General features: G+C 37.3%; 18 protein-coding genes, 1 other RNA gene and 1 riboswitch. Of the genes, 10 read left to right on the forward strand and 9 right to left on the reverse strand.

The genetic code is table 11. From position 1 onward, the window contains the following. Positions 1–33: 33 nt before the first annotated feature. The 4 genes from PZ892_RS05650 to PZ892_RS05665 all read left to right on the forward strand — a co-directional run bounded on the left by PZ892_RS05650 (position 34) and on the right by PZ892_RS05665 (position 7024). Positions 34–633, forward strand: a complete 600-nt coding sequence (locus PZ892_RS05650; protein WP_277712360.1) for a sigma-70 family RNA polymerase sigma factor — start codon at positions 34–36, stop codon at positions 631–633. Positions 634–723: 90 nt separating this feature from the next. Then, positions 724–1926 (forward strand): FecR family protein, encoded by a 1203-nt coding sequence (locus tag PZ892_RS05655; RefSeq protein WP_277712362.1) that lies wholly within the window; start codon positions 724–726, stop codon positions 1924–1926. A 71-nt stretch (positions 1927–1997) separates the two neighbouring features. Beyond that, complete coding sequence (locus tag PZ892_RS05660; RefSeq protein WP_277712363.1) at positions 1998–5504, forward strand: TonB-dependent receptor; 3507 nt, start codon at positions 1998–2000, stop codon at positions 5502–5504. Between the two features lie 11 nt (positions 5505–5515). Continuing rightward, positions 5516–7024 (forward strand): RagB/SusD family nutrient uptake outer membrane protein, encoded by a 1509-nt coding sequence (locus PZ892_RS05665; RefSeq protein WP_182498963.1) that lies wholly within the window; start codon positions 5516–5518, stop codon positions 7022–7024. A 46-nt stretch (positions 7025–7070) separates the two neighbouring features. Here the strand turns inward: PZ892_RS05665 and PZ892_RS05670 are convergent, their stop codons facing one another. Next, the gene (locus PZ892_RS05670; protein WP_277712366.1) at positions 7071–8186 is read right to left on the reverse strand and encodes an MBL fold metallo-hydrolase; all 1116 of its coding nucleotides are present in this window, start codon (positions 8184–8186) and stop codon (positions 7071–7073) included. 190 nt (positions 8187–8376) lie between these two features. Between PZ892_RS05670 and PZ892_RS05675 the strand changes: the two genes are divergently transcribed. Continuing rightward, positions 8377–8625: a hypothetical protein gene (locus PZ892_RS05675; RefSeq protein WP_094256828.1), complete on the forward strand. Its 249-nt coding sequence runs from the start codon at positions 8377–8379 to the stop codon at positions 8623–8625. A 78-nt stretch (positions 8626–8703) separates the two neighbouring features. Here PZ892_RS05675 and PZ892_RS05680 read toward each other — a convergent pair whose 3' ends face one another. Beyond that, entirely contained in the window at positions 8704–10095 is a 1392-nt protein-coding gene (locus PZ892_RS05680; RefSeq protein WP_094256829.1) for an arginine decarboxylase, read from the reverse strand. A gap of 109 nt (positions 10096–10204) precedes the next feature. Between PZ892_RS05680 and argS the strand changes: the two genes are divergently transcribed. Genes argS through PZ892_RS05695 form a run of 3 tightly spaced genes read left to right on the forward strand, consistent with a single transcriptional unit; the run spans position 10205 to position 14258 of the window. Beyond that, entirely contained in the window at positions 10205–11986 is a 1782-nt protein-coding gene (gene argS / locus PZ892_RS05685; RefSeq protein WP_277712370.1) for an arginine--tRNA ligase, read from the forward strand. A 2-nt stretch (positions 11987–11988) separates the two neighbouring features. Then, positions 11989–13062, forward strand: coding sequence for a Gfo/Idh/MocA family oxidoreductase (locus PZ892_RS05690; RefSeq protein ID WP_277712372.1), 1074 nt, complete (start codon positions 11989–11991; stop codon positions 13060–13062). Beyond that, entirely contained in the window at positions 13062–14258 is a 1197-nt protein-coding gene (locus tag PZ892_RS05695; RefSeq protein ID WP_277712374.1) for an aminoacetone oxidase family FAD-binding enzyme, read from the forward strand. Before PZ892_RS05690 ends, PZ892_RS05695 begins: the two co-directional genes overlap by 1 nt. An 89-nt stretch (positions 14259–14347) precedes the next feature. Here PZ892_RS05695 and PZ892_RS05700 read toward each other — a convergent pair whose 3' ends face one another. Continuing rightward, entirely contained in the window at positions 14348–14758 is a 411-nt protein-coding gene (locus tag PZ892_RS05700) for a hypothetical protein (RefSeq protein WP_277712375.1), read from the reverse strand. Positions 14759–14959: 201 nt separating this feature from the next. Between PZ892_RS05700 and rnpB the strand changes: the two genes are divergently transcribed. Next, positions 14960–15331: RNase P RNA component class A (rnpB, locus tag PZ892_RS05705), an RNA gene on the forward strand. Between the two features lie 43 nt (positions 15332–15374). Then, the gene (locus tag PZ892_RS05710) at positions 15375–16754 is read left to right on the forward strand and encodes a sigma-54 dependent transcriptional regulator (protein ID WP_094256834.1); all 1380 of its coding nucleotides are present in this window, start codon (positions 15375–15377) and stop codon (positions 16752–16754) included. 612 nt (positions 16755–17366) lie between these two features. Here the strand turns inward: PZ892_RS05710 and PZ892_RS05715 are convergent. From PZ892_RS05715 to ligA, 6 genes are all read right to left on the reverse strand, one after another. Further along, positions 17367–18548 (reverse strand): homoserine dehydrogenase, encoded by a 1182-nt coding sequence (locus PZ892_RS05715; RefSeq protein WP_094256836.1) that lies wholly within the window; start codon positions 18546–18548, stop codon positions 17367–17369. After that, a complete protein-coding gene (gene metX / locus PZ892_RS05720) occupies positions 18548–19609 on the reverse strand; it encodes a homoserine O-acetyltransferase (RefSeq protein ID WP_094256837.1) in 1062 nt (353 codons plus the stop codon). The genes PZ892_RS05715 and metX overlap by 1 nt, the downstream gene beginning before the upstream one ends. Positions 19610–19653: 44 nt before the next feature. Next, on the reverse strand, positions 19654–20961 hold the full coding sequence (locus tag PZ892_RS05725; protein WP_277712379.1) for an O-acetylhomoserine aminocarboxypropyltransferase/cysteine synthase: 1308 nt from the start codon (positions 20959–20961) through the stop codon (positions 19654–19656). Between the two features lie 248 nt (positions 20962–21209). After that, positions 21210–21323, reverse strand: a riboswitch (SAM riboswitch). A gap of 254 nt (positions 21324–21577) precedes the next feature. After that, the gene (locus PZ892_RS05730) at positions 21578–22009 is read right to left on the reverse strand and encodes a hypothetical protein (protein WP_094257172.1); all 432 of its coding nucleotides are present in this window, start codon (positions 22007–22009) and stop codon (positions 21578–21580) included. 90 nt (positions 22010–22099) lie between these two features. Continuing rightward, positions 22100–22978 (reverse strand): 4-hydroxy-tetrahydrodipicolinate synthase, encoded by an 879-nt coding sequence (gene dapA, locus PZ892_RS05735; RefSeq protein WP_094280460.1) that lies wholly within the window; start codon positions 22976–22978, stop codon positions 22100–22102. A 29-nt stretch (positions 22979–23007) separates the two neighbouring features. Further along, positions 23008–25026, reverse strand: a complete 2019-nt coding sequence (gene ligA / locus PZ892_RS05740) for an NAD-dependent DNA ligase LigA (RefSeq protein WP_094256840.1) — start codon at positions 25024–25026, stop codon at positions 23008–23010. Positions 25027–25115: the final 89 nt, after the last annotated feature.

The raw sequence follows: 25115 nt of genomic DNA on the forward strand, positions 1-25115 counted from the left end.
ATTTTTCACAACTATTTGTTCCTGTCCTCTTAGATGAAAAATATTGATGATAAGAGTTTGTTAATTGAGATTTCGAACGGTAAAGAAAGTGCTTTCACAGAACTTTATCGTCGTTATTTTATTAAACTGAACGCTTATTTGACCAGGATTTATAAATCTAATGAATCTCATGCTTCAGATATTTTGCAAGAAGCATTTTTGAGGGTTTGGATTAATAGGGATCGATTATCTGAGATTGAAAACTTTGAAGCTTGGATTTTTAAAGTGGTCAGCACGGAAAGTCTAACCTTCATTCGCAAAGAAGTAAAGCAAAAAACAAAAGCAAATAATTTAAAAGCTCTTTACGATAATAAAGATCTGCAGGGATTCGAAAATCCACGATTTACAGAGCTCTATGAAATAAAACAATTGGTTCAAGAAACCATCTTGAATATGCCTGAACGTAGGCGGGAAGTTTATCTTTTGAGTAGAGAAAAAGGGCTTTCTGCCTCTGAGATAGCTGTTGTATTAAATATTTCTCCCAATACGGTGTATAATACCCTGACCTCTGCATTAAAAGATATTCGAAAATCTTTAGAGAGTCAAAACTTCCAAATCACCTTGCTATTATTGGTCACACTGAAAATAATTTAAATATTTTTTCACTTTGAATAGTAGTAGTCCCCAAAACTGTATTCATTACTATATGAAGCTACTCGAATAGGGGTTCAATTATTACTAACCATGCAAGAAACCAGAGCTTATTATTTAATTAAGGGGTATTACCATGATTGCCTGTCAGCAGAAGAATGGATTGAATTTGAGGAATTACTGTCTCAGAATCCATCTTTAGTTGAAGAAAAGTTGCAATTGTTAATGCATGAACTATCTGAATCTTCTTCAGGTTTGTCATTTTCGGAGGAGAAATTTCAAGATAGCCTTAATGAGATATTTGAAATTGATAAAGTTTCCCAAAGTGAATTGCCGCCAGTTGTTTTCAAGGAAAGAAGCTATATCAAGTGGTTTTCAATTGCTGCTGCCATTATCATAATGGCCATTATCCCCCTTTACTTCTATAAACAGCATAAATCGTCGGTTCCTGAAATAGAAGAAAGCTTTGTTGTGAAAGATTTTCAACCAGGAACTGATGGTGGTATTCTGAAACTTGAAAGTGGTAAGATATTGGATCTGGGTTCATTACCTGAAGGCAAGTCTACGATCAATGAAATCGAAAATGTAAGAATCCAGGTAAATCGAAGCGATGCTACCTATTCGATAATCCAGGAAAAAGCTATGGACGTCTTGGTATATCAAGAAATAGAAACTCCTAAAGGCAAAAAGTTTAAAGTTAACCTGAGTGATGGGACTTCCATTTGGTTGAATTCAGGTAGTAAATTGAGATATCCTATTCAATTTGGTTCTGGGGTAAGGGAGGTTTATTTGATAGGTGAGGCCTACTTTGAAGTGGCTTCAAATCCTAATAAACCATTCCGAGTAAAATTTGAAAACCAAGATTCTGAAGTAGAGGTATTGGGAACCCATTTTAATGTTCGGAACTACCCAGAAAATAATGGGATTTATACTTCACTTTTTGAGGGAAAAGTGAAGGTGGTCAATGGTACTTCAAATCGGATATTGAAACCGGGAGAAGTCGCTTTTGCTGCAAAAAATGGAAATATAACTGTAAGCCTACTTGATAATCCGGATGATCATATAGCCTGGAAAGAGAACTTCTTCAGCTTTAATAATGCGGATTTGAAGGATGTCATGACCGAATTGGGTCGATGGTATAATTTCGAGGTGGAATTCCCAGACTCTATAAAATCTGAAAAATATTCTGGAAAGATAGGTAAGGATCTGACTTTGAATCAAGTCTTGGAGATTTTGGGAGGAACCAATTTGAAATATAAAGTTATTTCAAGCCATAAAATTCGAATTGTTGAATAACCATTAAGGTTAAGAATCCCCGTTGATTCTTAGTCTGAATAATAAATAAATTATAAATCATAATAACTAAAATGACCAAATTATCAATTAGAAAATGCGGTTCTTTGAAGGAATCTCATCAATTCTGGAAGCGCAAGTCTAACCTTTTGTTTGCCATTCAGTGTTCCTTTATTCTTGTAGGTGCATCTGTGCAAGAAACTTACGCGAATGTCAATACGCAGACAGTTGTTTCTTCGGCTCCTTCGGTTGAACTTGAGAAAATGTTGAAATCTGTTGAAAAGAAAACAGGTTATGTTTTCTTTTACAAAACATCTGAAATAAAAGATGTTTGGGTAAAGCAGTTCGATATGGCCAACAAGTCGAATTCAGAAACCTTGGATGAATTGTTTAAGCATATTCCTTTTAAGTATACGATTAAGGGAAAAACAATTTCGATTCAGCGAGACCAATCTGCCAAGACCTTCGATCCTGTAAATGGTGCAATTAAAGATAGTCAAGGGAAAGTATTGGCCGGTGTTACAGTTACAGTGAAAGGTACTACCCGAGGAACATCTACAGATGCTGAAGGAAAGTTTACTATTGATGTGAACCCTGGAGATGTTTTGGTCATTAAGTCTTTAGGCTATGAAACCCTTGAGATTCCAGTAAGTTCAACAGCTGCTTTGCAGAATATCGTATTACATGAATCCTCAGAAGCTATTGAAGAATTGGTTGTGATTGGTTATGGGGCCGTTAACCGTAAAAATGTTTCAGGTGCGGTTTCTACAGTAAAAGGTTCAGACCTTGCTGCGGTTTCCACAACTTCTAACTTTACGCAGGGCTTACAAGGTAAAGCTGCTGGGGTTCAGGTGATGCAAGCAACGGGTCAGCCGGGTGCTAATGCTTCAGTAAGAATTAGAAATAACCCTTCAAATGCCAGTGCTGGCGTATTGTATGTTGTGGATGGAGTTCCTGTAAATGGTGGAGCATCCATTCCAGGATCACCTGTATCAACACAGGGTAATCAGGATGTGAGTCCATTGAACTTTATCAATTCCAATGATATTGAATCCATTGAGTTGTTAAAGGATGCGGCTTCAGCGTCCATATATGGTGCTAGGGCAGGTGCTGGTGTAGTTTTGATTACCACTAAAAGAGGTAAAGCCGGAATTCCTAAGATTGATTATACTGGGACATATGGTTTCCAACAAGCTGATAAAATGTATGAGGTTCTAGATACAAGAACCTATATGGAACAGGTGAATAAAATTGGTTTGGAGAGATGGATGCAGAATAATAAAGTAGGACCATTTTATGGAACTGTTGATGGTTCAACGCTTACGCCATATAAACCGCGTTTTACTACAGATGAAATTGCGAATACAGCGATGTTGCCAAATGCTATGGAAGCTGTTCATAGAAATGGTTATACCACGCAACACAACATTTCTCTTTCCGGAGGATCTGAAAACACTAAATACTTTGTTTCTGGTAACTATTTTGATCAAAAAGGAGTGTTGATTGCGAGTGGAATGAAGCGCTATAACTTTAGAGCTAATTTCGATCAAAACATTACAGATAAGATTAAAACCGGAATCAGTGCTACCATGTCAGATGGAAAAATATTAGCAACAGGTACTGGTGGTGCTAATGAAGCAGGAGGTGTTTTAACTGCGGCTTTGTATCATCCAGCTAATTTACCACTTCAAAATCCTGATGGTACTTATCCAATAAATCCTAGATATCCAAATCTTCCAAATCCTCTTTCTTATCAAGATGTTACCAATGATTTGAATACATTTCGTTTATTAACCAACGCCTACTTGTCTTGGGAAATAATTGATGGATTAACAGCTAAAGGGATGTACAGTTATGACCGTTCTACAAGTGGCCGTGATGTTTATCTTCCGAGAACATATTTATTAGGAGAGCGTTCTGGCGGTATTGGTAATGTGTCAAAAAATGATGCTGGTATCAAATTGCTAGAATATACTTTAGCTTATAATAAGCGATTTGGATCTGATCATCAAATCAATGGGGTGTTAGGTTATTCCTACAACCAATTTAAAACGAGATTTATGAGTGCGGGGAATCAAAACTTCCCGACAGATGCATTTCTTTATCATAACTTAGGAGTAGGCCAAAGTCCGAAACCTTCTGTTGGATCGGGTTCAAGTGAAAAGACTATTGCATCCTACTTTATCCGTGGAATCTATACTTATAAAGATAGATATACTTTACAGGCATCCTTGCGTAGAGACGGTGCCTCAAACTTTGCTGATAACAAGAAATGGGGTTATTTCCCTGGGGTAGCTTTGAACTGGTTGATTTCAGAGGAGAGCTTTATCAAAGATTCAGAAGGACCTGTTAATTTCTTGAAACTGCGTCTTTCGTATGGTGAAACTGGAAACTCAGATATTGCAAGTGCAGCTCAAATGGCTTACTTGAATTATTTTCGTGAGGGATCTAGTAACTATTATTATAGCTATTTATTTGGAGATGGGACCAATCCAGCAACAGGATTTGGTATTAGTAGGTTAGCAAATCCTGATTTAAGTTGGGAGACAGCCAAAGAATTGAACGCAGGTCTTGATTTTGGATTGTTTAACGACCGTATCTCAGGATCAGTGGATGTGTATACCAAGACAATAAACGGTTTATTGTTTAATGTGGTAACGCCTTCACCTTATGAAGTTGGACTTCAGACTGTCAATGCTGGTAAAACTCGTACCGATGGATATGATATTTCCCTTCAAACAAAAAATGTTGTTGATCAGTCCGGTAATAACGGATTTACCTGGTCGACGAGTATTAACTTCTCACATTATTTGAGTTATTGGACAGAGCGTGCTCCACAGACTTTGGCAACACTAGAAAGATTTAAGGCAGCTACAGGAAAAGAAGCACTTTATAACCCTGCCTTTGGATATATTTCGAATGGAATCTTCAGAGGAGAAGGAGCTGCTCCTGCACATATGCCTAATTTATTACCAGGTAGCTTAATTCTAAATGACCGTGCGAGTTATGATGACCAAGGTAATCTTGCAGGACCTGATGGAATCATTAATGCAGCAGATCAAACCTTGATTGCCAATTTAGATCCTAAGTTCAACTTTGGTTTTGGAAACACATTCACTTTTAAGAATTTTGACTTGAATGTATTTTTCTCAGGAGCTATCCTGAAAGCATGGAGTCCATATGGACCAAACAGATCTTTCCGTATTGCTAGTTTAGCAGCAAACATGGGCTCATTCGATTGGAATACCATGCCAATTAGCTTAGAGAGATGGTCATTTGATAATACAGATGCGAATTTTCCAACAGGTTTATCTGATTCAAGATATGCCAATTATCAAAACAACTCAGATTACTGGATGATGAATGCAAGTTTCTTAAGGTTAAGAAATGTCACTTTAGGATATTCTTTCCCTTCGGCATGGTTGCAGAATCAGAAGGTTATAAAAGGCGCTCGAATTTCCTTTGATGTTCAAAATCCTTGGACAATTACCAAATATCCGGGACTTGACCCAGAATTGAATCAAAATAATTATTACCCACTTACTACTTCTTACGTATTGGGTGTAAACCTTAGTTTTTAATTGCAGGCATAATGAAAAGAAAATATATAACGAACAAATGGATTAAGGCAACAGTGTTGATGCTTGCCTTGTCCCCAATTTTCACTTCTTGTGAAAAAGGTTTGGAATACAGAGATGATCAGGAATTGAACGGTTCAAATTTCCTAAAAACAGAAAATGATGTGACTTCCGCGGTGACAGCCATGTATTCTGGAATTATGCAAGGAAGTATGTGGAATGGATACGGAGCTACAATGACGGGTATCACGACCCAAGCGGGTCAGACGACAGATGAAGCTATATGTAACTGGGATGATGCTGGTCGTTGGAAAAAACTAAATATGTTGAACTTTGATCCAGATTTCTCTCAGATTACGCAACACTATGTGTTTTTAATGCGCTATACTTCCAGGATTACCACATTGATTCCTCAGATTGAGGGAGTATCTATGAATGAGGACCTTAAAAAGAGATATATAGCAGAATTAAAAGGCTTGAGAGGGTTCTTTATGCAGATAATGTATTTATATTATGGTCCAGTTCCTGTGGTTTTAGATCCAAGTTTGGTGAACACTCCAGAATCAAATACTATTCCTCGTCCTACTAAAGAAGCAATGATTGGCTTCATAGAAAAGGACTTTAAGGAGGCTATTGCTGTATTGCCTGCCAAATTTGAAGGTGCAGACTATGGTCGTTTTTCCAAATCAGCTTGTCTGACTGCTTTGATGAAACTTTACATGCAAGAGAAACGTTGGGCTGATGCCATTGAAATGGGTAAACAAATTAAAGCTATAGGATTCAGCCTTACTCCAAAATACGAAGACAACTTTAATATGAATAACAAAGGTGGTAACGATGAAATCATTCTCGCGGTAGTGGCGAATGCTACTTCAAGTACCACTGGGAATGGCTATAGACCGCATTATCTACCAACCGATTATTATGATGTGACTGTAGGGGGAGGTGATGCTCCATGGGGAGGTTATAGAATGCCTTGGAAAACATATGATCAATTCAACAAAGCGGATTATAGGTTGAAGTTATTATTGGAGAAATACCCGACTATGCAAGGTGGTAAGGTCGTTTACCGCGACGCGAGGGCAGGAGGTGATATTGGAGCCGTGATGGATAAATACGGTCCAGATCCAGCAAAAGTATCTTCCATGTCTACAGCTGTTGATGTGATTGTCTATCGTTATGCTGATGTCGAATTATTATATGCAGAAGCTTTGAATGAACTCAATGGACCAACTTCTGAAGCTTATACGTTCTTGAACGATGTTCGTACTGTTCATGGTAAATTGCCAGCTTTATCGGGTCTTACGAAAGATACCTTTAGAAAAGCAGTACAAAACGAAAGACTGTTTGAGTTATGGGAAGAAGGAGTTCGTCGTGACGATTTAATCCGTTGGGGCTTATATGTTCAGAGAGCTAAGGATGATGGCTATACCCCGGGAGATCATGTCGTACTCTATCCTTTACCAAGAGCTGCCGTAAATCAGTCAAATGGCGCTGTAAAACAAAATCCAGGATACAACTAGACTATTAATAAAAAGTGGGGCTGCCAATTTTGGCAGCCCTTAATTTTTAGTCTATTCCCAACCACCATTCATTAGTTTCATTGGGTTTATCTAAATAGATGAGTTGCCCCATCTTAGGCGTCCATATCGGAAAATTCTGATTCTTTGCTTCCTTCGTAATTCGAATCATAGGATCATCCCAAGCATGATTTGCCAAAGGAAATTTAGAATTGTGAACCGGTATAATTCTCTTGGCCTGTAAATCATGGGCGGCAAGAACCGCTTCCTCAGGCATCAAGTGAATGTATTTCCAAAGCTCATTATACTGGCCATTTTCCAAGATTACGATATCAAATGGACCGTATTTATCACCGATTTCCTTGAAATGCTTTCCATATCCTGAATCACCACCAACAAAAATTCTTAAAGAATCAGATTGAAGTATGAAAGAGGACCAAAGACTGGTGTTTCTTTTTAACCAACGACCTGAAAAATGTCTTGCGGGAGCAGCAGTAAATTCTAAACTGTCCAATTTTAACTTTTCACCCCAATATAATTCATGAATATGTTCATTTGAGTAGCCCCATTTCTCAAGATGCGCACCAACACCTAAGCTCGTTACGACATCCTTTACTTTAGTTTTTAACTTTAAAATGCTTGGGTAATCAAGATGATCATAATGATCGTGTGTTATGATTAGAATATCAATTTCAGGAAAATCCTCAACCTGATATTTATGAGTCATTTGAAAAGCCTTTACACTTCCTGGAATAGGAGAGGCATGTCCATTCATCACTGGATCCACAAGAATCCGTTTTCCATCAATTTGCATATAGTAAGATGAGTGACCAAACCAAACATATACGTTTTCATTCAGAGGAATGTTCTTTAAATCTGTTTTTTCAACAGGTAATGGTTTCGAAGGAACGTTTCTTTTATCCTTCTCGAAGAAAAAGGATTTAAATACAGAAACCTGACTAACTCCTTCTTTTATTGCAGGTGTTTTTTCAAGGTTATCGAATACGCCATCTTTAAAAGTTGAAGTATTCTCCATTCTTTTTATACGGTCGCCTGAAGCTAAGGCTCCCATCTGTTCAGAACGGCTTAGAAGATAGACTGCAAGTCCAACAATCAGGACCAATGCAAGTATGATATACATAAGGATTTTAAAAAATTTTTTCATGTTAATGCGAAGCAATTTACAGCATAAACTGTAATCTAATTGTAATAAAATATTTCAAAATAGGATATTGCATCCGCTTAACGATTAACCTTTGTGGTTTAATATTATAAAATAATTAAAAATTTAACAAATAATTAATCATGTGTTTTTTACTTTTGTGCACAGTTCTTTCACATTAAACAAAAAATTCATGTATTTAATTGAGAATTCTGCGCAGCAGAAGTTTTTTAACACAATTAATGAATTGGATTTGAAGTATGGCGAGTACCTAATCAAGGATGGGAAGTGGTTAGGAGGTGGATTTATCAATTTATTTTTTGTCCACCGAACTTCAAAATCTAGTTCTGTTGAACTCAATTTAAAACCAGAGGTATTTATGCAATTACCTCGTGAATTAAGAAAAGAAATTAAAAGTTTAGTGCTAAAGGAGGGAAATTAAAAGTTGAACACCTACACTTTAAAACAAAAAAGCAAGTTAATCTGATTTAACTTGCTTTTTTTCGTTTATGAGATGATCTTATTGGTAGCCCAATAATTTCATTACTTGTTTCGAGTTTTGTTCTTCTCCAAATACCTCATAGTTAAATGTTTCGTCTCTATTTCTACGAATTAACACATGTTTTGGAGATGGTAATAGACAATGGTGAATACCACCATAGCCACTTAATACTTCTTGATACGCTCCTGTATGGAAGAATCCCAAATACTGCACTTTTCTAGTTTTTGGCATAAACACAGAGTTCATATGGGCTTCTTGATTGTAATAATCCTGACCATCACAAGTGATACCGCCTAAGTTTACGCGCTCATATTCTGAATCCCAGTTATTGATTGGAAGTAAGATATACTTTTGGTTCAATGCCCAAACATCAGGTAGGTTCGTAATAAATGAACCATCCAACATTAACCATTTCTCACGGTCGTTTTGTTGTTTTCTACCTAATACTTTATATAAAATTCCTGAAGCCTCTGCTACTGTGTATTTACCAAATTCAGTAATGATATCTGGTTCCACGACTTCGTGGTGCGCACAGATTTGTTTGATGCGGTTGACAATTTCATTGACCATGTATTCATAATCGAAATCATGAACCAATGAATCTTTGAAAGGCATACCACCACCAATATCTAGGGTATCTAAATCCGGATTGATCTTCTTGAATTTACAATAAAGCGTCACATATTTCTCTAACTCATTCCAGTAATAAGGAGTATCCGAAATACCCGAGTTGATAAAGAAGTGTAATAGTTTCACTTTAAAGTGTGGATTATCAACGATTTTGCTGTTATAGAAATCAATAACATCCTCCATTCTAATTCCTAATCTGGAAGTATAGAATTGAGAATCAGGTTGCTCCTCAGCAGCAATACGGATACCCAAATTACAAGGTTCCGATAATTCAACCTCGTCGTCATACATGTTGAACTCCTCTTTATTATCCAATACAGGGATAATATTGTGGAAACCATCATGCAACATGTCTACAATATATTGCTTGTACTGGTAAGTCTTGAAACCATTACAGATTACTGTAATGTCCTTTGTGACTTTGCCTTGTCTCTCCAACGCATCAATCATTGGCATATCGAAAGCTGAAGAGGTCTCCAAGTGGATATCATTCTTCAAAGCCTCTTCTACGATATGCTTGAAATGCGAAGATTTCGTACAATAACAGTATTTATAGGATCCGCGATAATTGTATTTCAACATGGCTGTTTGAAATAAAATCTTCGCTTGTTGTATTTTTTTACTGATAATGGGTAAATAGGTAAAACGTAGCGGCGTACCGTACGTTTCTATCATTTCCATCAAATTCAAATCGTGGAAGTACAATTCGTCATCGATGATATCGAATCCGTCTTGCGGAAAACCAACACTTAAGTCAAGAAATTCCTGATAGCTCTGCATTTTTTATTATTTTTGGCAAAGATATGCTTTCGTGATGAATACCTAAATAATCAAGGCGTTATTTTTTAAATTCATTATCAGAAAGTTACGAATATTACGAAATATTTACATGGCAAAATCAATTCAAGAACTGCTTATTGAGAAGACAGTTCAAGCGGTAAGTGCATTGTATGGAGCAGAAATCCCTGCATCCCAGCTTGCATTACAAGAGACAAGAAAAGAGTTTGAAGGTCAAATCACATTAGTTGTATTTCCTGTTACCCGATTTTCTAAAAAATCTCCGGAAGTGACTGGAAATGAAATAGGTACTTATCTAAAAGAAAACATCCAAGAAATTGCGGACTTCAATGTCATCAAAGGATTTTTAAACCTTAGTTTCTCAGATACCTATTGGATCGAATTATTAAATCAAACCATCCTTTCGGAATCATTTGCTAAGTACCCTAAAAATGGTAAAAAGCTTATGGTGGAGTACTCTTCTCCAAATACGAACAAACCATTGCACCTTGGACACATTCGTAACAACTTATTGGGGTATTCCGTTGCTGAAATCTTAAAAGCTTACGGATATGACGTGGTGAAAGCCAACCTTGTGAATGATCGTGGTATTCATATCTGTAAATCCATGTTGGCATGGCAGAAGTTCGGTAACGGTGAAACACCAGAATCTTCCGGACTTAAAGGCGACCATCTTGTAGGAAAATACTATGTGGTATTCGACAAAGAATATAAAAAGGAAATTGATCAACTAAAACAAGAAGGTCAATCTGAAGATGATGCCAAAAAGAATGCTCCATTGATGAAAGAAGCACAAGTGATGCTTCAGAAATGGGAAGCAAACGATGCGGAGGTTATCAACCTTTGGAAAACAATGAACGGCTGGGTATATGCAGGTTTTGATAAAACCTACAAACAGTTGGGTGTTGATTTCGATAAATTCTACTATGAATCAGAAACCTATTTATTAGGAAAAGATATTATCCAGGAAGGTCTTGAAAAAGGAGTTTTCTTCAAAAAGGAAGATAACTCAGTCTGGATTGACCTAACGGATGAAGGATTAGATCAAAAATTAGTGCTTAGAGGTGATGGCACATCTGTGTATATCACCCAAGACTTAGGGACTGCCCAATTGAAATATGATGAATTCAAAATGGATGAGTCTATTTATGTGGTTGGAAATGAGCAGGATTATCACTTTAAAGTGCTGTTTGCAATCCTTAAAAAACTAGGCAAGGAATGGGCTAATGGAATGTATCACCTTTCCTATGGTATGGTTGACCTTCCTTCAGGAAAGATGAAATCTAGAGAAGGAACTGTAGTGGATGCGGATGATTTAATGTCCGAAATGATTGAAACAGCGAAAGAAAGAACAGAAGAATTAGGAAAAACAGAAGGCTTCAACGAAGAAGAGAAGACTGCTTTGTACCAAACCATTGGTATGGGGGCTTTGAAATATTTCTTATTGAAGGTGGATCCTAAAAAACGTCTTCTTTTTGATCCGAATGAATCTGTGGATTTCCAAGGTCATACAGGCCCGTTTATCCAATATACCCATGCTCGTATTAAATCAGTGTTGCGTAAAGCTGAATATCAAGCTGTTGAAGTGAAAACTCCTGCCTCTATTTCTTCTTATGAACGAGATTTGATTCAGGCCTTATCAAATTATCCTGCGATTATCGAAGCTTCAGCAAATGAATTTAGCCCGGCGCAATTAGCCAACTACGCTTATGATTTAGCGAAGCTATACAATAAATTTTACCATGAGGAAACCATCCTGAAGGCAGAAGACGAAAATGTCAAAGGATTCCGTTTGCAATTGTCAGCATCTGCTGCAAGAGTCATTGCTGAAAGTATGAACTTATTAGGTATTCAGGTGCCTGAAAGAATGTAAATATGAAAAAACTTAAAGTTGGATTAATAGGATTTTCAATAGGTGGGCATGTTTTTCATGCCCCATTTATTAATGGCAATCCTGATCTGGAGTTATATAAGGTCACTGCCCGCAAACCTGAGCAGCAGAAAATGTTGGCGGAACGCTATCCTGATGCGATTGGAGTGTTATCGGCAGATGATATCATCAATGATCCTGAAGTGGATATTGTAGCGATTGCTACATCAAATGATGTACACTTTAGTTTGGCTAAATCAGCATTGGAGGCTGGCAAACATGTGGTTGTTGAAAAACCTTTCACCAACTACAGCTCCGAAGCTGATGAACTAATTGCTTTGGCAAAAGAGAAAAATCTATTGATTTCTGTGCATCACAATGCCAGGTATCATTCAGACTTTAAAACAGTGAAGAAGGTGATTGAATCTGGAAGATTAGGACGTGTGGTCAATTATGAGGCCCGCTATGATCGTTTCAGAAATTTCCTGAGAGAAGGAGCATGGCGTGAGGAGAATTTACCAGGTTCAGGTATTCATTATGACCTTGGTGCGCATCTGATCGACCAAGCTTTGCAAGTATTTGGAAAGCCGACGGCCATCTTTGCTGACCTTCGAGTTCAACGCGATGGCGCAAAAGCGATAGATGATTTTGAATTTATTTTATCCTTCCCTGGAATCAAGGTCTCCTTGAAAGGTCAAATGCTAGCCAAAATATCGACGGCAAGATATGCGGTCTATGGAATGAACGGCTGTTTTGTCAAATGGGGAGTTGACCCACAAGAAACTTTGCTGCGCGATGGAGTATCTCCATCATCGGTGAATGACTGGGGAAAAGAAGATTCGGCATTTCAAGGAACACTTTCAATTCTGGAAAATGGGGCAGATGTTGAAGAAAAAATAGTTAGTGAGTGGGGGTCTGGACAAGATTTCTATAAAAATATCGTATCAGCAATCCGTGGAGAAGAAGATTTATATATTAAACCAGAACAAGCGAGAGATGTCATTCGAATCTTAGAACTTGCCGAAAAATCCTGGGCGGAACAAAGAACAATTTCATTGGAAGGAGAATTGATTTCCTAATGAAAGATTACGATGCGATTATCATTGGAGGCGGTGCTTGTGGATTAATGTGTTCAGTTCAAGCCGGTCTTCTTGGAAAGAAAACCTTATTGATCGAAAGGAATGATAAACCGGGAGCAAAAATCCTAATCTCAGGTGGTGGTCGCTGTAATTTTACCAATATTTATACCTCTACGGATAACTTCGTTTCCGAAAATCCCAAATTTCTTAATGCAGTATTTTCACAATGGTCTGTAGAGGATACCATCAATTTTTTTGAACAATTTGGCCAAATCAGAGGACAGGAAAAAACCTTGGGCCAATTGTTTCCCACAACAAATAAAGCCAAGGATATTGTTGCTGTCTTTACAAAACTCATGTATGACACTGGACAAGATATTTGGTTGAACGCCTTGGTAAATGAGGTAAAACAAACTGAGTTCGGTTTTGAAATAACGGTGGAGAAGGAAGGGAAAGCCTCTAAAATATCAACGAAGAAAGTGGTCATTGCCACTGGCGGTTTGCCGGTAGCTAAATTAGGAGCTTCAGACTTCGCTCTTAAATTGGCTAGAAAGTTTAATCTCAATCTCGTAGAAACTGCTCCAGCCTTGGTTCCATTGACCATAACAGGTAAGGATGCCGATTGGTATGCATCCCTTGCTGGAAATTCCGTTTATTCTCGAGTTTACAATGAAAAGATATCCTTTGAGGAGAATATTCTTTTTACCCACTGGGGATTGAGTGGACCTGCTATTCTTCAAATATCATCTTACTGGCGACCAGGTCAGCAATTCACCATTGATTTGTTGCCCAAATTCAAGATTGATCAACTAATCAAAGAAGAGCGAAATGCAGGCGGCCGAAGGACCGTCGGACAATTATTAAATGATCATTTTACCAAAAAAATGGTCGATGCACTTGGAGCCTTTCTGCCAATTCACCTCAAAATAGCCTCCCTAAGCAAAGCAGATGCAAAGTTATTAGCAGATAGCATTCATCAGTTTAAAGTTAAACCTGCAGGAGATAAAGGTTATGATAAAGCAGAAGTCATGCGTGGAGGTCTTTCTACGGATGAATTAAATCCCAAAACCTTAGAATGCAAGAAAATTAAGGGTTTATATTTTGGAGGAGAAGCCGTGGATATTACGGGTTGGTTAGGCGGGTATAACTTCCAATGGGCATGGGCTGCTGGCTATGCTATTGCACAAGATATTTAATTCTTTCAAACAAAAAAAGCTGTACAATGAATGTACAGCCTGGTAATTTTATTGGGTAAGAAGTATTAATTGTTTTTAATTTTTTTTCCTTAGAATTTGTGTTCAATCACGCCTTCATTTTTGATGTCGGTGATGTTCGCTTCAGCTTTTTTAACAGATTTATTGTCAACTAAGATTTCCAAATTTACTTTTCCAGGTTTGTCTACTTTTGTTTTGATTTTCAACATGGCATTCTTTTTTGGAGCTGGTCTTCTCAATTTAATTTCTTTAGGGAATTTTAGATCTTTTGTTGAAACGGTTGAATCTTGACCTTTATATCCAGTAATTACTAAAGAAGTCAATTTCAGATCCTTTTCTTTGGAGTCAATTTTGTAAACCACATTCACCAATTTTGTTTTAGGTTTTGGTTTTGGATCGTCTTTTTTGCAAGAAATAAATGTCATTGCACCTGCTGCTGCCGTAATAGCTAATAATGTTCTTAAAAATGTAGTAGTTTTCATTTTGTTTGTTATATAAATTAAATTAATAAATAGTTAAAAGAACATCTTGTCGACTTATGTTTTATCATATAACGACACAATTATTTATATCGCTACAGCTGCTAAAGAAAATTTTTACATATTTCTTAAAAATATTTTTAACCTATCCTAACATGTATGTTTAGCCTTATTCCGTTGAATTTTTTGTAATTTTGCACATTGAAGCAAACTGGTTCTATCGCTGCATTTTAAAAATGAAGAGGAAAGTCCGGGCAACACAGAGCAATACGCTTCCTAACGGGAAGGCTGATTTGAAAAAATTAGACAGCAAGTGCCACAGAAAATATACCGCCTTTCGGGGTAAGGGTGAAAACGTGAGGTAAGAGCTCACGGATTTGCATGGCAACATGCATCTCGGTAAACCTCGTATGTTGAAAGACCAAATAGGTTGCAAGAATTGAAAGCTGCTCGTTTTCTGCCTTGAGCAATTGCAATGGGTAGGTTGATGGAGTTTGCATGTGAATGCAAACCTAGATAAATGATAGAAATTCTTATTTTAGAATACAGAACCCGGCTTACAAAGTTTGCTTCTTTTTATTTAAACATTTTCTATTGCCTATAAACAAGTGTGTTAATTATGACAACAATTTTAATTATAGATGATGAGCGTCCAATTCGTAGCTCGTTACGTGACATCTTGGAATACGAAGACTATAAGGTCCTAGATGTTGATAACGGTGAAGATGGTCTGAAAATCTTACAAAAGGAAAAAATCGACTTGGTATTATGTGATATCAAGATGAATAAGATGGACGGTATGGAAGTACTGACCTCAGCCAAAGAATTTTCCGATATCCCGTTCATCATGATCTCCGGACATGGTACCATCGAAACAGCCGTGGAGGCAGCTCGAAAAGGTGCTTTTGATTTCCTTGAAAAACCGCTAGACCTCAATAGGTTATTAATAACCGTTAGAAACGCGCTGGAAAAAGGCTCCTTGGTCAAAGAAACCAAAGTCTTAAAACGTAAAATTTCCAAAACCAAAGAAATCCTAGGAGATTCATCAGGTATTAGTTTAATTAAGGATACCATTGAAAAGGTTGCTCCAACAGAAGCTCGTGTATTGATTACAGGTGCCAATGGTGCCGGTAAAGAATTGGTAGCTCGTTGGTTGCATGAGAAATCTACGCGCTCCAGCTCGCCTTTGATCGAAGTCAACTGTGCGGCTATCCCTTCTGAATTGATCGAGTCTGAACTATTTGGACATGAAAAAGGGTCCTTTACTTCTGCCGTAAAACAACGTATCGGTAAATTCGAACAAGCTAATAATGGTACTTTATTCTTGGATGAGATTGGTGATATGAGCCTTTCTGCCCAAGCTAAGGTGTTGAGAGCCTTGCAAGAAAATAAAATTACAAGGGTAGGGGGTGAAAAGGAAATTGATGTCAACGTTCGTGTTATTGCAGCGACCAACAAAGATTTACTAAAAGAAATTGAAGATGGTAACTTCAGAATGGACTTATTCCACCGTTTGAGCGTTATCTTAATTCACGTTCCTTCCTTAGCCGAAAGAAAAGACGATATTCCAACCTTAGCAACAGCGTTCTGTGAGGAGATTTGTGCCGAATACAGTATGCCGGTGAAAGCCTTTACAGCAGATGCAATGAAAGCCTTGCAATCTTTGCCTTGGTCAGGTAATATCCGTGAGCTAAGAAATATGATTGAACGTTTGATTATTCTTTGTGATAAGAAAATCACCGAAGAAGATGTATTGAAATTTGCTAACCCAGGTGGACCGGCAGCTTCAAATAACCATTCCTCCAATCATAACTCCAATGGTTTTGATATGGAACAATTTACTTCCTTCCAAGACTTCAAAGACTTCTCTGAATGTGAATTCATTAAATATAAGTTGGAAAGAAACAATTGGAATGTATCCAAAACTGCAGATGATTTAGATATTCAACGTAGTCATCTTTATAGTAAAATTGAAAAATTTGGACTTAAAAGAGATTAATCAAAAAAGGCCTGATGAAATCAGGCCTTTTTTATTATTCGTATTTTAAATACGTTTTTAATCGTTAAACTTTCTCTTTTGACGGCTATATAACATATAAATAGCTACTGTCAAAACAATAATTCCGATAATTACATACGTTAATGCAGATCCCTCGCTCGTGCTAGTTTTGGTTCCGTCTTGTGCAAACAAACCAATAGATACTGCATTTAGTAGTACTAACACATTCCACTTTCTCATGATCACCTTGATTTTTAAGTTTATATAATAAATATTTGATAATATAAAGCAAAAACCATGACAAAGCAAATGTATTAACAGATATTTAACCTATTAAATGCCAAAAAACTACTATGTAATAAGAATGTTACTCTAGGTAGGGGAATATTAGCTAATATCGTAAAAAATTTTTTACTTCCTAGTCTAAATTTCAATTTATTGTCCTACTTTTTAGGCAGCCATTAATTTCCCGTTTATAAATAAAATAATATTGTTGAAGATTTTTACTCTCAAATAATTTTATCCCTAAAATAGAGAGGTTTAGCCTCTAAAAATAAAAAAGTGTTAATCCAATTAAGGAAAAACACTTTCTATTTTAATTTAAAATGGAATTTATAGAATCTCTGCTAAGAAATTACCTTGTTGATGGATAATTTCACGTTTTGCAATAATTTCCTGTAGGTTGATTGTCCCAATTACGTATTTATGATCATCACTGTAAAAACGCTCTGAAATACTGCTGAATTCAATGTTTTCCAATACATCCTCATCCTCGTAACGGAAATAAACTTTAAAACTATAATCCGTTGAGTAGCTTACTTGCTGTGCCTCTAAATGTTTTTTATACTCGTATTTATAATCATATCTCAGGGCCGCGATATCGGATAGAACCGCTGATCCTGTAGGATGACCGCCAGCACCTTTACCATAGAAGAATTGCTCATCTGCAAAGGCTGCTTTTACCAATACTCCGTTGTACTCATTCTCAACATTTTGTAGGATATTGCCTTTTGAAATAAATTTCGGAAGCACATAAAGAACTACTTTATTGTTGGAAATTTCCTTCGCCAATGGAATCAATTTGATTTTATAATTCTTCTCCCTTGCATAGCGAATATCTGCATCTCCTAAGGTGTCAATACCTAAATTAAGGATTTCATCCGGGTTGATGTAGATTCCGTAAGCATGTGATGCCACGATAGCCAATTTATATTTTGGATCATATCCTCCCACGTCCAAGGTTGGGTCAGTTTCTGCGAATCCCAATTCCTGTGCTTTCTTCAATGCTGCATCATAGCTTTGATTTTCATTGAAGATCTTGGATAGGATATAGTTTGATGAACCGTTGAAAATACCACTCACAGAGTGCAACAGCTCATTGTCATAATACTCCTCTAAATTCCGGATGATTGGAATACTTCCACAAACAGCTCCTTCATACAATAGGGAAGTCCCATGTTGATTTTGAATCTCCGTTAATTCTTCCAAATGGGTTGCAATCATTTTCTTATTGGCTGAAACTACATTTTTTCCGCTTGTCAGCGCTCTTTTTGTAATTTCAAAAGCAGCTTCCGCATCATCAATTAATTCAACTACCGTATTGATTTCTGGGTCATTTAAAATCGCATTGGCATCTGTAGTGAATAACTCTGCAGGCAATGTCCTTTTCTTGTCTGCATTCTTGATTACGAATTTCTTAATCTCTAAGTTTAGGTTCTTTGTTTTTATGATATCGTATAAACCTTGTCCCACCACACCAAATCCAAACATCCCGATGGTAAGTTTCTTACTCATTATTCTTTAATTAAATTTAAGTGATTTTCTGCTTTTGTATTATTTTTCTCAAGAAAGTTTCCAATGACTTGAGTTAGGGTTTTTGTTTCAATCAAGAATCCATCATGTCCAAAAAAGGAGTGTAGTTCATAGTACTCTGCATGTGGAATGTTTTTAGCAATAAATTCTTGTTCCTGTGGCGGAAAGAGAACATCCGAAGGAATTCCTATGATTAGGGCATTAACTCCTTCGATGGATTGTAAAACTTGTTCTACCTGGCCTCTACTTCTTCCCAAATGATGACTGTCCATGGCTTTGGTCAGATACCAGTAGGAGAATGCATTGAATCTTCTCACCAATTTATCGCCTTGGTAGGATTGATAGGAAGATGCTTTATAGGCATCCGTCTTATCATGGTCAGACTCTACCTGCGTGGTGCCATAGGCATTGTATGTTCGATAAGATAATAAGGCCATGCTGCGTGCGGCTTTTAAGCCTTTCATACCAGCATCGTCTCTTTTTTCAGTAAAGGTTGAATCTGCCTCAATTGCCAGTCGTTGACTCTCATTAAATGCAATGCCCCATGGAGAAAAGAACGCATTGGTTCCGATGGCTATCAGGTTATGGATTTTAATAGTTTTTGCAACCGTCCATTCCAATGCCTGCTGCCCACCTAAGGATCCACCGATCAAAGTGTTTATTTCATTTATCCCTAAATGGTCTGCCAGCAATTGATGGGCTTTTACGATATCACGAATGGTGAACTGTGGAAAGTCTGAATAATAGGGCAGGTTTGTATTGGGGTCAATGGATAAGGGATTCGTCGTTCCATAATGTGAACCCAATACATTGGCACAAATAATAAAATAATCTTTATCATTGAATAACTCATGCTCGCCAAATAATCCTGGCCACCAGTCAAATACATCTGAATTAGCAGTCAAAGCATGACAAACCCATATCACATTGGATTTATCTTCGTTTAGCTCTCCATAACTATGGTAAGCTATCTGTAGATTTGCCAGTTTTTTCCCGCTTTCTAATTCGAAGTCTTGGCTATATCCGAAAGTCTTTACACTCATTCTATTAAATTATCTTCCTCCATAAAAATTAAATAAGGCCCCCCTTATTTAATTTTGTCAAATGCTTGTGCTAGATCAGCTTTAATGTCATCAATATGTTCAATACCAACTGACAATCTCAATTGACCTGGTTCTACACCTGCTTTTTTCTGTGCCTCAGCACTTAATTGTTGGTGGGTGGTTGCTGCTGGGTGAATGATCAATGTCTTCGCATCCCCAACATTCGCCAGATGGCTAATCAATTCCAACGAATCAATAAACTCATTAGCTTTATCAACTCCACCTTTTACTGTAAATGAAAGAACCGCCCCATATCCATTTTTCAAATATTTCTGAGCATTTTGATGATATGGATGGTTTTTCAAACCTGGATAGCTTACATGCTCCACTTGTGGATGCGCATCTAACCATTGTGCGATTTCTAAAGTATTGTCCACATGACGTTGAACTCTTAATGATAAAGTCTCTAAACCTTGAACCAATAAAAATGAATTAAATGGAGATAGGGCAGGGCCGAAATCTCTCAATCCTTCAACTCTCGCACGGATAGCAAATTGGATGTTTCCAAATGGACCATCTTCGCCAAATACATCTGAAAATACTAAACCATGATAACCTTCTGATGGTTCTGAAAATTGCTTGAATTTACCATTACCCCAGTTGTAGTTACCACCATCGATAATAACACCACCGATACTTGTACCATGTCCACCAATCCATTTGGTTGCTGATTCTACTACAACGTTTGCACCATGTTCCAAAGGTTTGAACAAATAACCTCCTGCACCAAATGTATTATCCACGATCAATGGTAAGTCATGTTTCTTCGCAACGGAAGCAATGCGCTCAAAGTCAGGAATATTATAGCTTGGGTTACCAATGGTTTCTACGTAGATCGCTTTGGTCTTATCGTCGATCAAGGCTTCGATTTTATCAGCATCTGATTCTTCAGCAAATCGAGCTTCGATACCTAATCTTTTGAATGATACTTTGAATTGGTTATAAGTACCACCATATAAGTTAGCTCCTGAAACAAAGTTTTCACCTGCTTCAAGGATATTTGTCAATGCAATAAATTGAGCTGCCTGGCCTGATGCAACAGCTAGTGCTGCAACACCGCCTTCTAAGGCTGCAATGCGTTTTTCAAAAACATCCGTCGTAGGATTCATGATCCGGGTATAGATGTTTCCGAATTGCTTTAATGCGAATAGGTTTGCACCATGTTCTGCATTTTCAAAAACGTATGATGAGGTTTGGTATATAGGTAATGCTCTTGAACCAGTTGTAGGGTCTACTTCTTGTCCTGCATGTACTTGCAATGTTTCAAATTTAAGATTTTTGTTTTCCGACATTTTTATGTTGATTATAGATGTTAGTAAATTGAATGATTTTTTTTATCCCTTGATTGCTTGATGATTTGGCCGACTACATGATTCCCCGCACGATAAATACCTATCGTGTAGAAATCTACAGACGGCTATCGCATTCGTGCAGCACCCGCAATACAAGAAGAAATAAATTGAATAAGTTGATTCTTTGCTGGTTTTCCAACAAGATACAATAATTCCGATTTTGAAAATTTTGAAGTCATAGTCTATTTCATTTATATGCTCCTGGGCTTTATTGCCTCGGACAGGAATTGGCACCTTTTCAATTCTTATTGAAGGTTGCCAGTGGGTCATTGAGCCAGTCTCTCGCCACTTCTTTATAAATCAAGACCATCTTTTTAGAGAGGTAATGATTAGCGTACCACTATCGAAGTACTCCGCAAATATAGTTCACGAAATTTAATTTTGCAATCTTTTTCAAAAAAGATTGTTGAAAACCTGCTAAAAGCATGTTCTTCAAGGAAATAAGTAAGGGTTAATTTTAGTGTGGAATGCCAAATAAAAAGAGCTTCAATTAATGATTGAAATATTCCATCTCATTAATTGAAGCTCCAATGCCTGGTCTTGGCATTAAATGCTTTTAAAAGCTATTTGGTTTAGCATCACGCATTTGGATGATCTTGTCCACTACATATCGCGTATTTCCTCGCCATGGAAGAACCCCGTGATACTCCTTGTAGTGTAAATCAAATGCCTTTCCGCTATTTAATTCTAACTCATGAAATACAGAATCACTTTCAATGGAGAATTCAAATTCATTGCTCGATAATCCTGTACCAGTTTTTTGCGAACGAATTCCCTCTTGGATAAGTTTTCCCTCGTAGGTCTTAAATAGATTTCCTTTTTTCACTGCGTAATTAAGAACTCCAGATTTAACACCTTCACCAAATACAAAGTAATATTTAAAGTAAACGAATCCGGCAAAGCCTAAAAATAGGACTAAAAGTAACCAGCTTATGAATTTCTTGAATTTTGAGCCTCGATTACTAGGTTGTTGGTTTGTTGTTTCCATTTTTCTTAATTCAGTTTTTATTTTGGTAACAAAAAGAATACCTAAAAATAAAAAAGGTTGGTCAATTTTCATTGCCAACCTGTTATTTTTTTATGCTAGTAGCTGCATCTCTGCATCTATTGCTTCTCTTGTCTTCGGACCGACAGGTACCAAAGGCAAGCGTACATGATCTTGTCCGATTCCTTTTTTCTCAAGAATATATTTTACACCAGCAGGATTGCCTTCCACAAAACACAGGTCAATGATTCTTAATAATTCCAAATGAATGGCCCTAGCTTCTTCAAAATTGCCCTCGCGGCATAGATGAGCTAATGCTGAAACCTTGGTCGGGTAGGCGTTTCCTACCACCGAAATAATTCCTGCAGCACCCATGGCCATCATTGGCAAAGTAACTGGATCATCCCCAGAAATTAATAGGAAACCTTTAGGCATATCCCGAAGAATTTCACTGAACTGCGCAAAATTTCCTGAAGCTTCCTTGGTCGCGATGATATTCTTAAAATCATTCGCTAAACGAACCGTTGTGGCTGCCGTCATATTGCTTCCTGTTCTTCCCGGTACATTGTACAGAATAATAGGAAGTTTTGAAGCTTCGGCAATGGCTTTATAATGTTGGTAAATACCTTCTTGTGTTGGTTTATTGTAATATGGAGATACAGAAAGAATCGCAACATAATCCAATGTTTCAAAATTCTTGATCTGCTCCACGATTTCATAGGTGTTGTTCCCACCAATACCAGCTACCAGAGGAATGCGTTTATTCACGTGTTTGGAAGTAAATTGCCACACCTTCTTTCGTTCGTCTTGAGTTAGGGTCGCTGTTTCGCCAGTGGTACCCAATGAAACTAAATAATCAATTCCACCCTCAATTTGAAAATCAATCAAATTTCCTAAAGTGTCGTAATCTACTGTGCCGTCTGCGTGAAATGGAGTTATTAATGCTACTCCCGCACCTTGAAGCTCGTTCATCGTTTATTATATATTTTGTTATTTTAATTCTATTTATTAATCATCGCCAATAATTCACTCTCGGAAATCATTGGGATTTGCAATTTTTCAGCCTTCGCTAACTTGGAAGGACCCATTTTATCTCCGGCTACCAAATAATTCAATTTAGAAGATATACTGCTGATCATCTTGCCTCCATGAGCCTCGATTAATTCAGTCAATTCTTCTCTTGAATAATCTGCAAACACGCCTGAAATTAAAAAGGTCTTCCCTGATAAGTTATCTCCAGCTAAAACAACTTCCTTCTCTTCAATCTCAAACTGAAGGCCCATGGCCTTTAATTTCTCGATCTCTTCCCAATGTTCTGGATTGACCAAGTAGGCATTGATGCTCTCGGCAATGCGTAATCCAATATCTTGGACCGAAAGTATTTCATCAACATTCGCAGATCGAATAGCATCGATATTTTTGAAATGCTGTGCAAGTTTCTTAGCAACAGTTTCTCCAATATGACGAATACCCAATCCAAATAATACCTTTTCAAAAGGCTTGCTCTTGGATTGTTCAATACCCTTTATCATATTGTCGATGGACTTTTGTCCAAATCGTTCTATGCCTACCAATTCGGACTCCCGATCTTTTAAGGTATAGATATCAGAGATTTTACGGATCAAGCCCAAACGGAAAAATGTTTCAATCGTTTCATCACCCAATCCTTGGATGTCCATCATTTTACGACCAATAAAGTGTTGTAGTTTTCCTACAATTTGAGGTTTACAACCATCTTCATTTGGACAATAATGCACGGCTTCTCCCTCTTCACGAACCAATTCTGTTCCGCATTCTGGACAGTGTGTCGGATATTCAAAAGGTTTTGCTCCTTCAGGACGTTTCTCAACATTGGCACCAATAATCTTTGGAATGATCTCGCCCCCTTTTTCTACAAAAACAGTGTCATGAACATGAAGTCCCAATCTCTCAATTTCGTTCGCATTGTGTAAGGAAGCACGTTTTACCGTGGTGCCTGCCAATAAAACGGGTTTAAGATTAGCAACTGGTGTAACTGCTCCGGTTCGACCTACCTGATAGCTGATGCTATTCAAAATGGTTTCAACCCGTTCTGCCTTAAATTTATAAGAGATTGCCCATCTCGGAGATTTCGCTGTGAAACCTAATTCCTCTTGTTGAACAAAATCATTGACTTTAATCACAATCCCATCAATCTCGTATGATAATTGATGACGGGCATCGTCCCAGTAATGGATAAATTCTAAAACCTCATCGATTGAATTACATAATTTGCTATGCTCACAAACTGGAAAACCCCAGGATTTTACCTCTTCAATACTATGCCAATGGTCATGGAAAAGCTTGTTGCGATTGTCACAATACAAAAAGTATAAAAAACAATCCAACGGTCTTTTGGCAACTTCTGCAGAATCCTGTAGCTTGATGGTCCCGGAAGCGAAGTTTCTCGGATTGGCATAGGTTTGCTCTCCGTTTTCCTCCCGCTCATTATTTAATCTTAGAAATGCAGATTTATGCATAAAGATTTCACCTCGAATATCAAAGCTCTCAGGGTAGTTTCCTTTTCTTAATTGATGCGGAATACTCCGAATGGTTTTTACATTATTGGTCACATCGTCACCTTGTGTTCCATCTCCGCGAGTTACTGCCTGGACCAATTTTCCATTCTCATAAGAAATGGAAATCGATAGTCCATCAAATTTCAATTCAGCAACATATTGAACTTGATCTCCAACTACTTTACGGACACGATTATCAAAATCCTTTAACTCCTGTTCGTTGTAGGTATTTCCTAAAGACATCATTGGCCATTTATGACGAACCGTCTGAAATCGCTGGGTGATATCACCACCTACTTTTAAAGTAGGGGAGTTAGGATCCCTAAACTCAGGATGTTGAAGTTCTAAAGCTTCTAGTTCCTTTAATTTATGATCAAAATCGTAATCAGATATAGAGGGTTGAGCCAAAACATAATATTGATAATTATATTCATTCAGCTCGCGTGTAAGTTCTGCTATTTTCGCTTGAATATCTATTGACATAGACCACGAAAATACAAAATATATTAAGGGTAAAATAATTTAAAACAACTATTTAATTAATTGCGCAAAGTGTTGCAGAACCTTGAAAA

The organism is Sphingobacterium sp. WM, from assembly GCF_029542465.1.
Classification (GTDB): domain Bacteria; phylum Bacteroidota; class Bacteroidia; order Sphingobacteriales; family Sphingobacteriaceae; genus Sphingobacterium; species Sphingobacterium cellulitidis.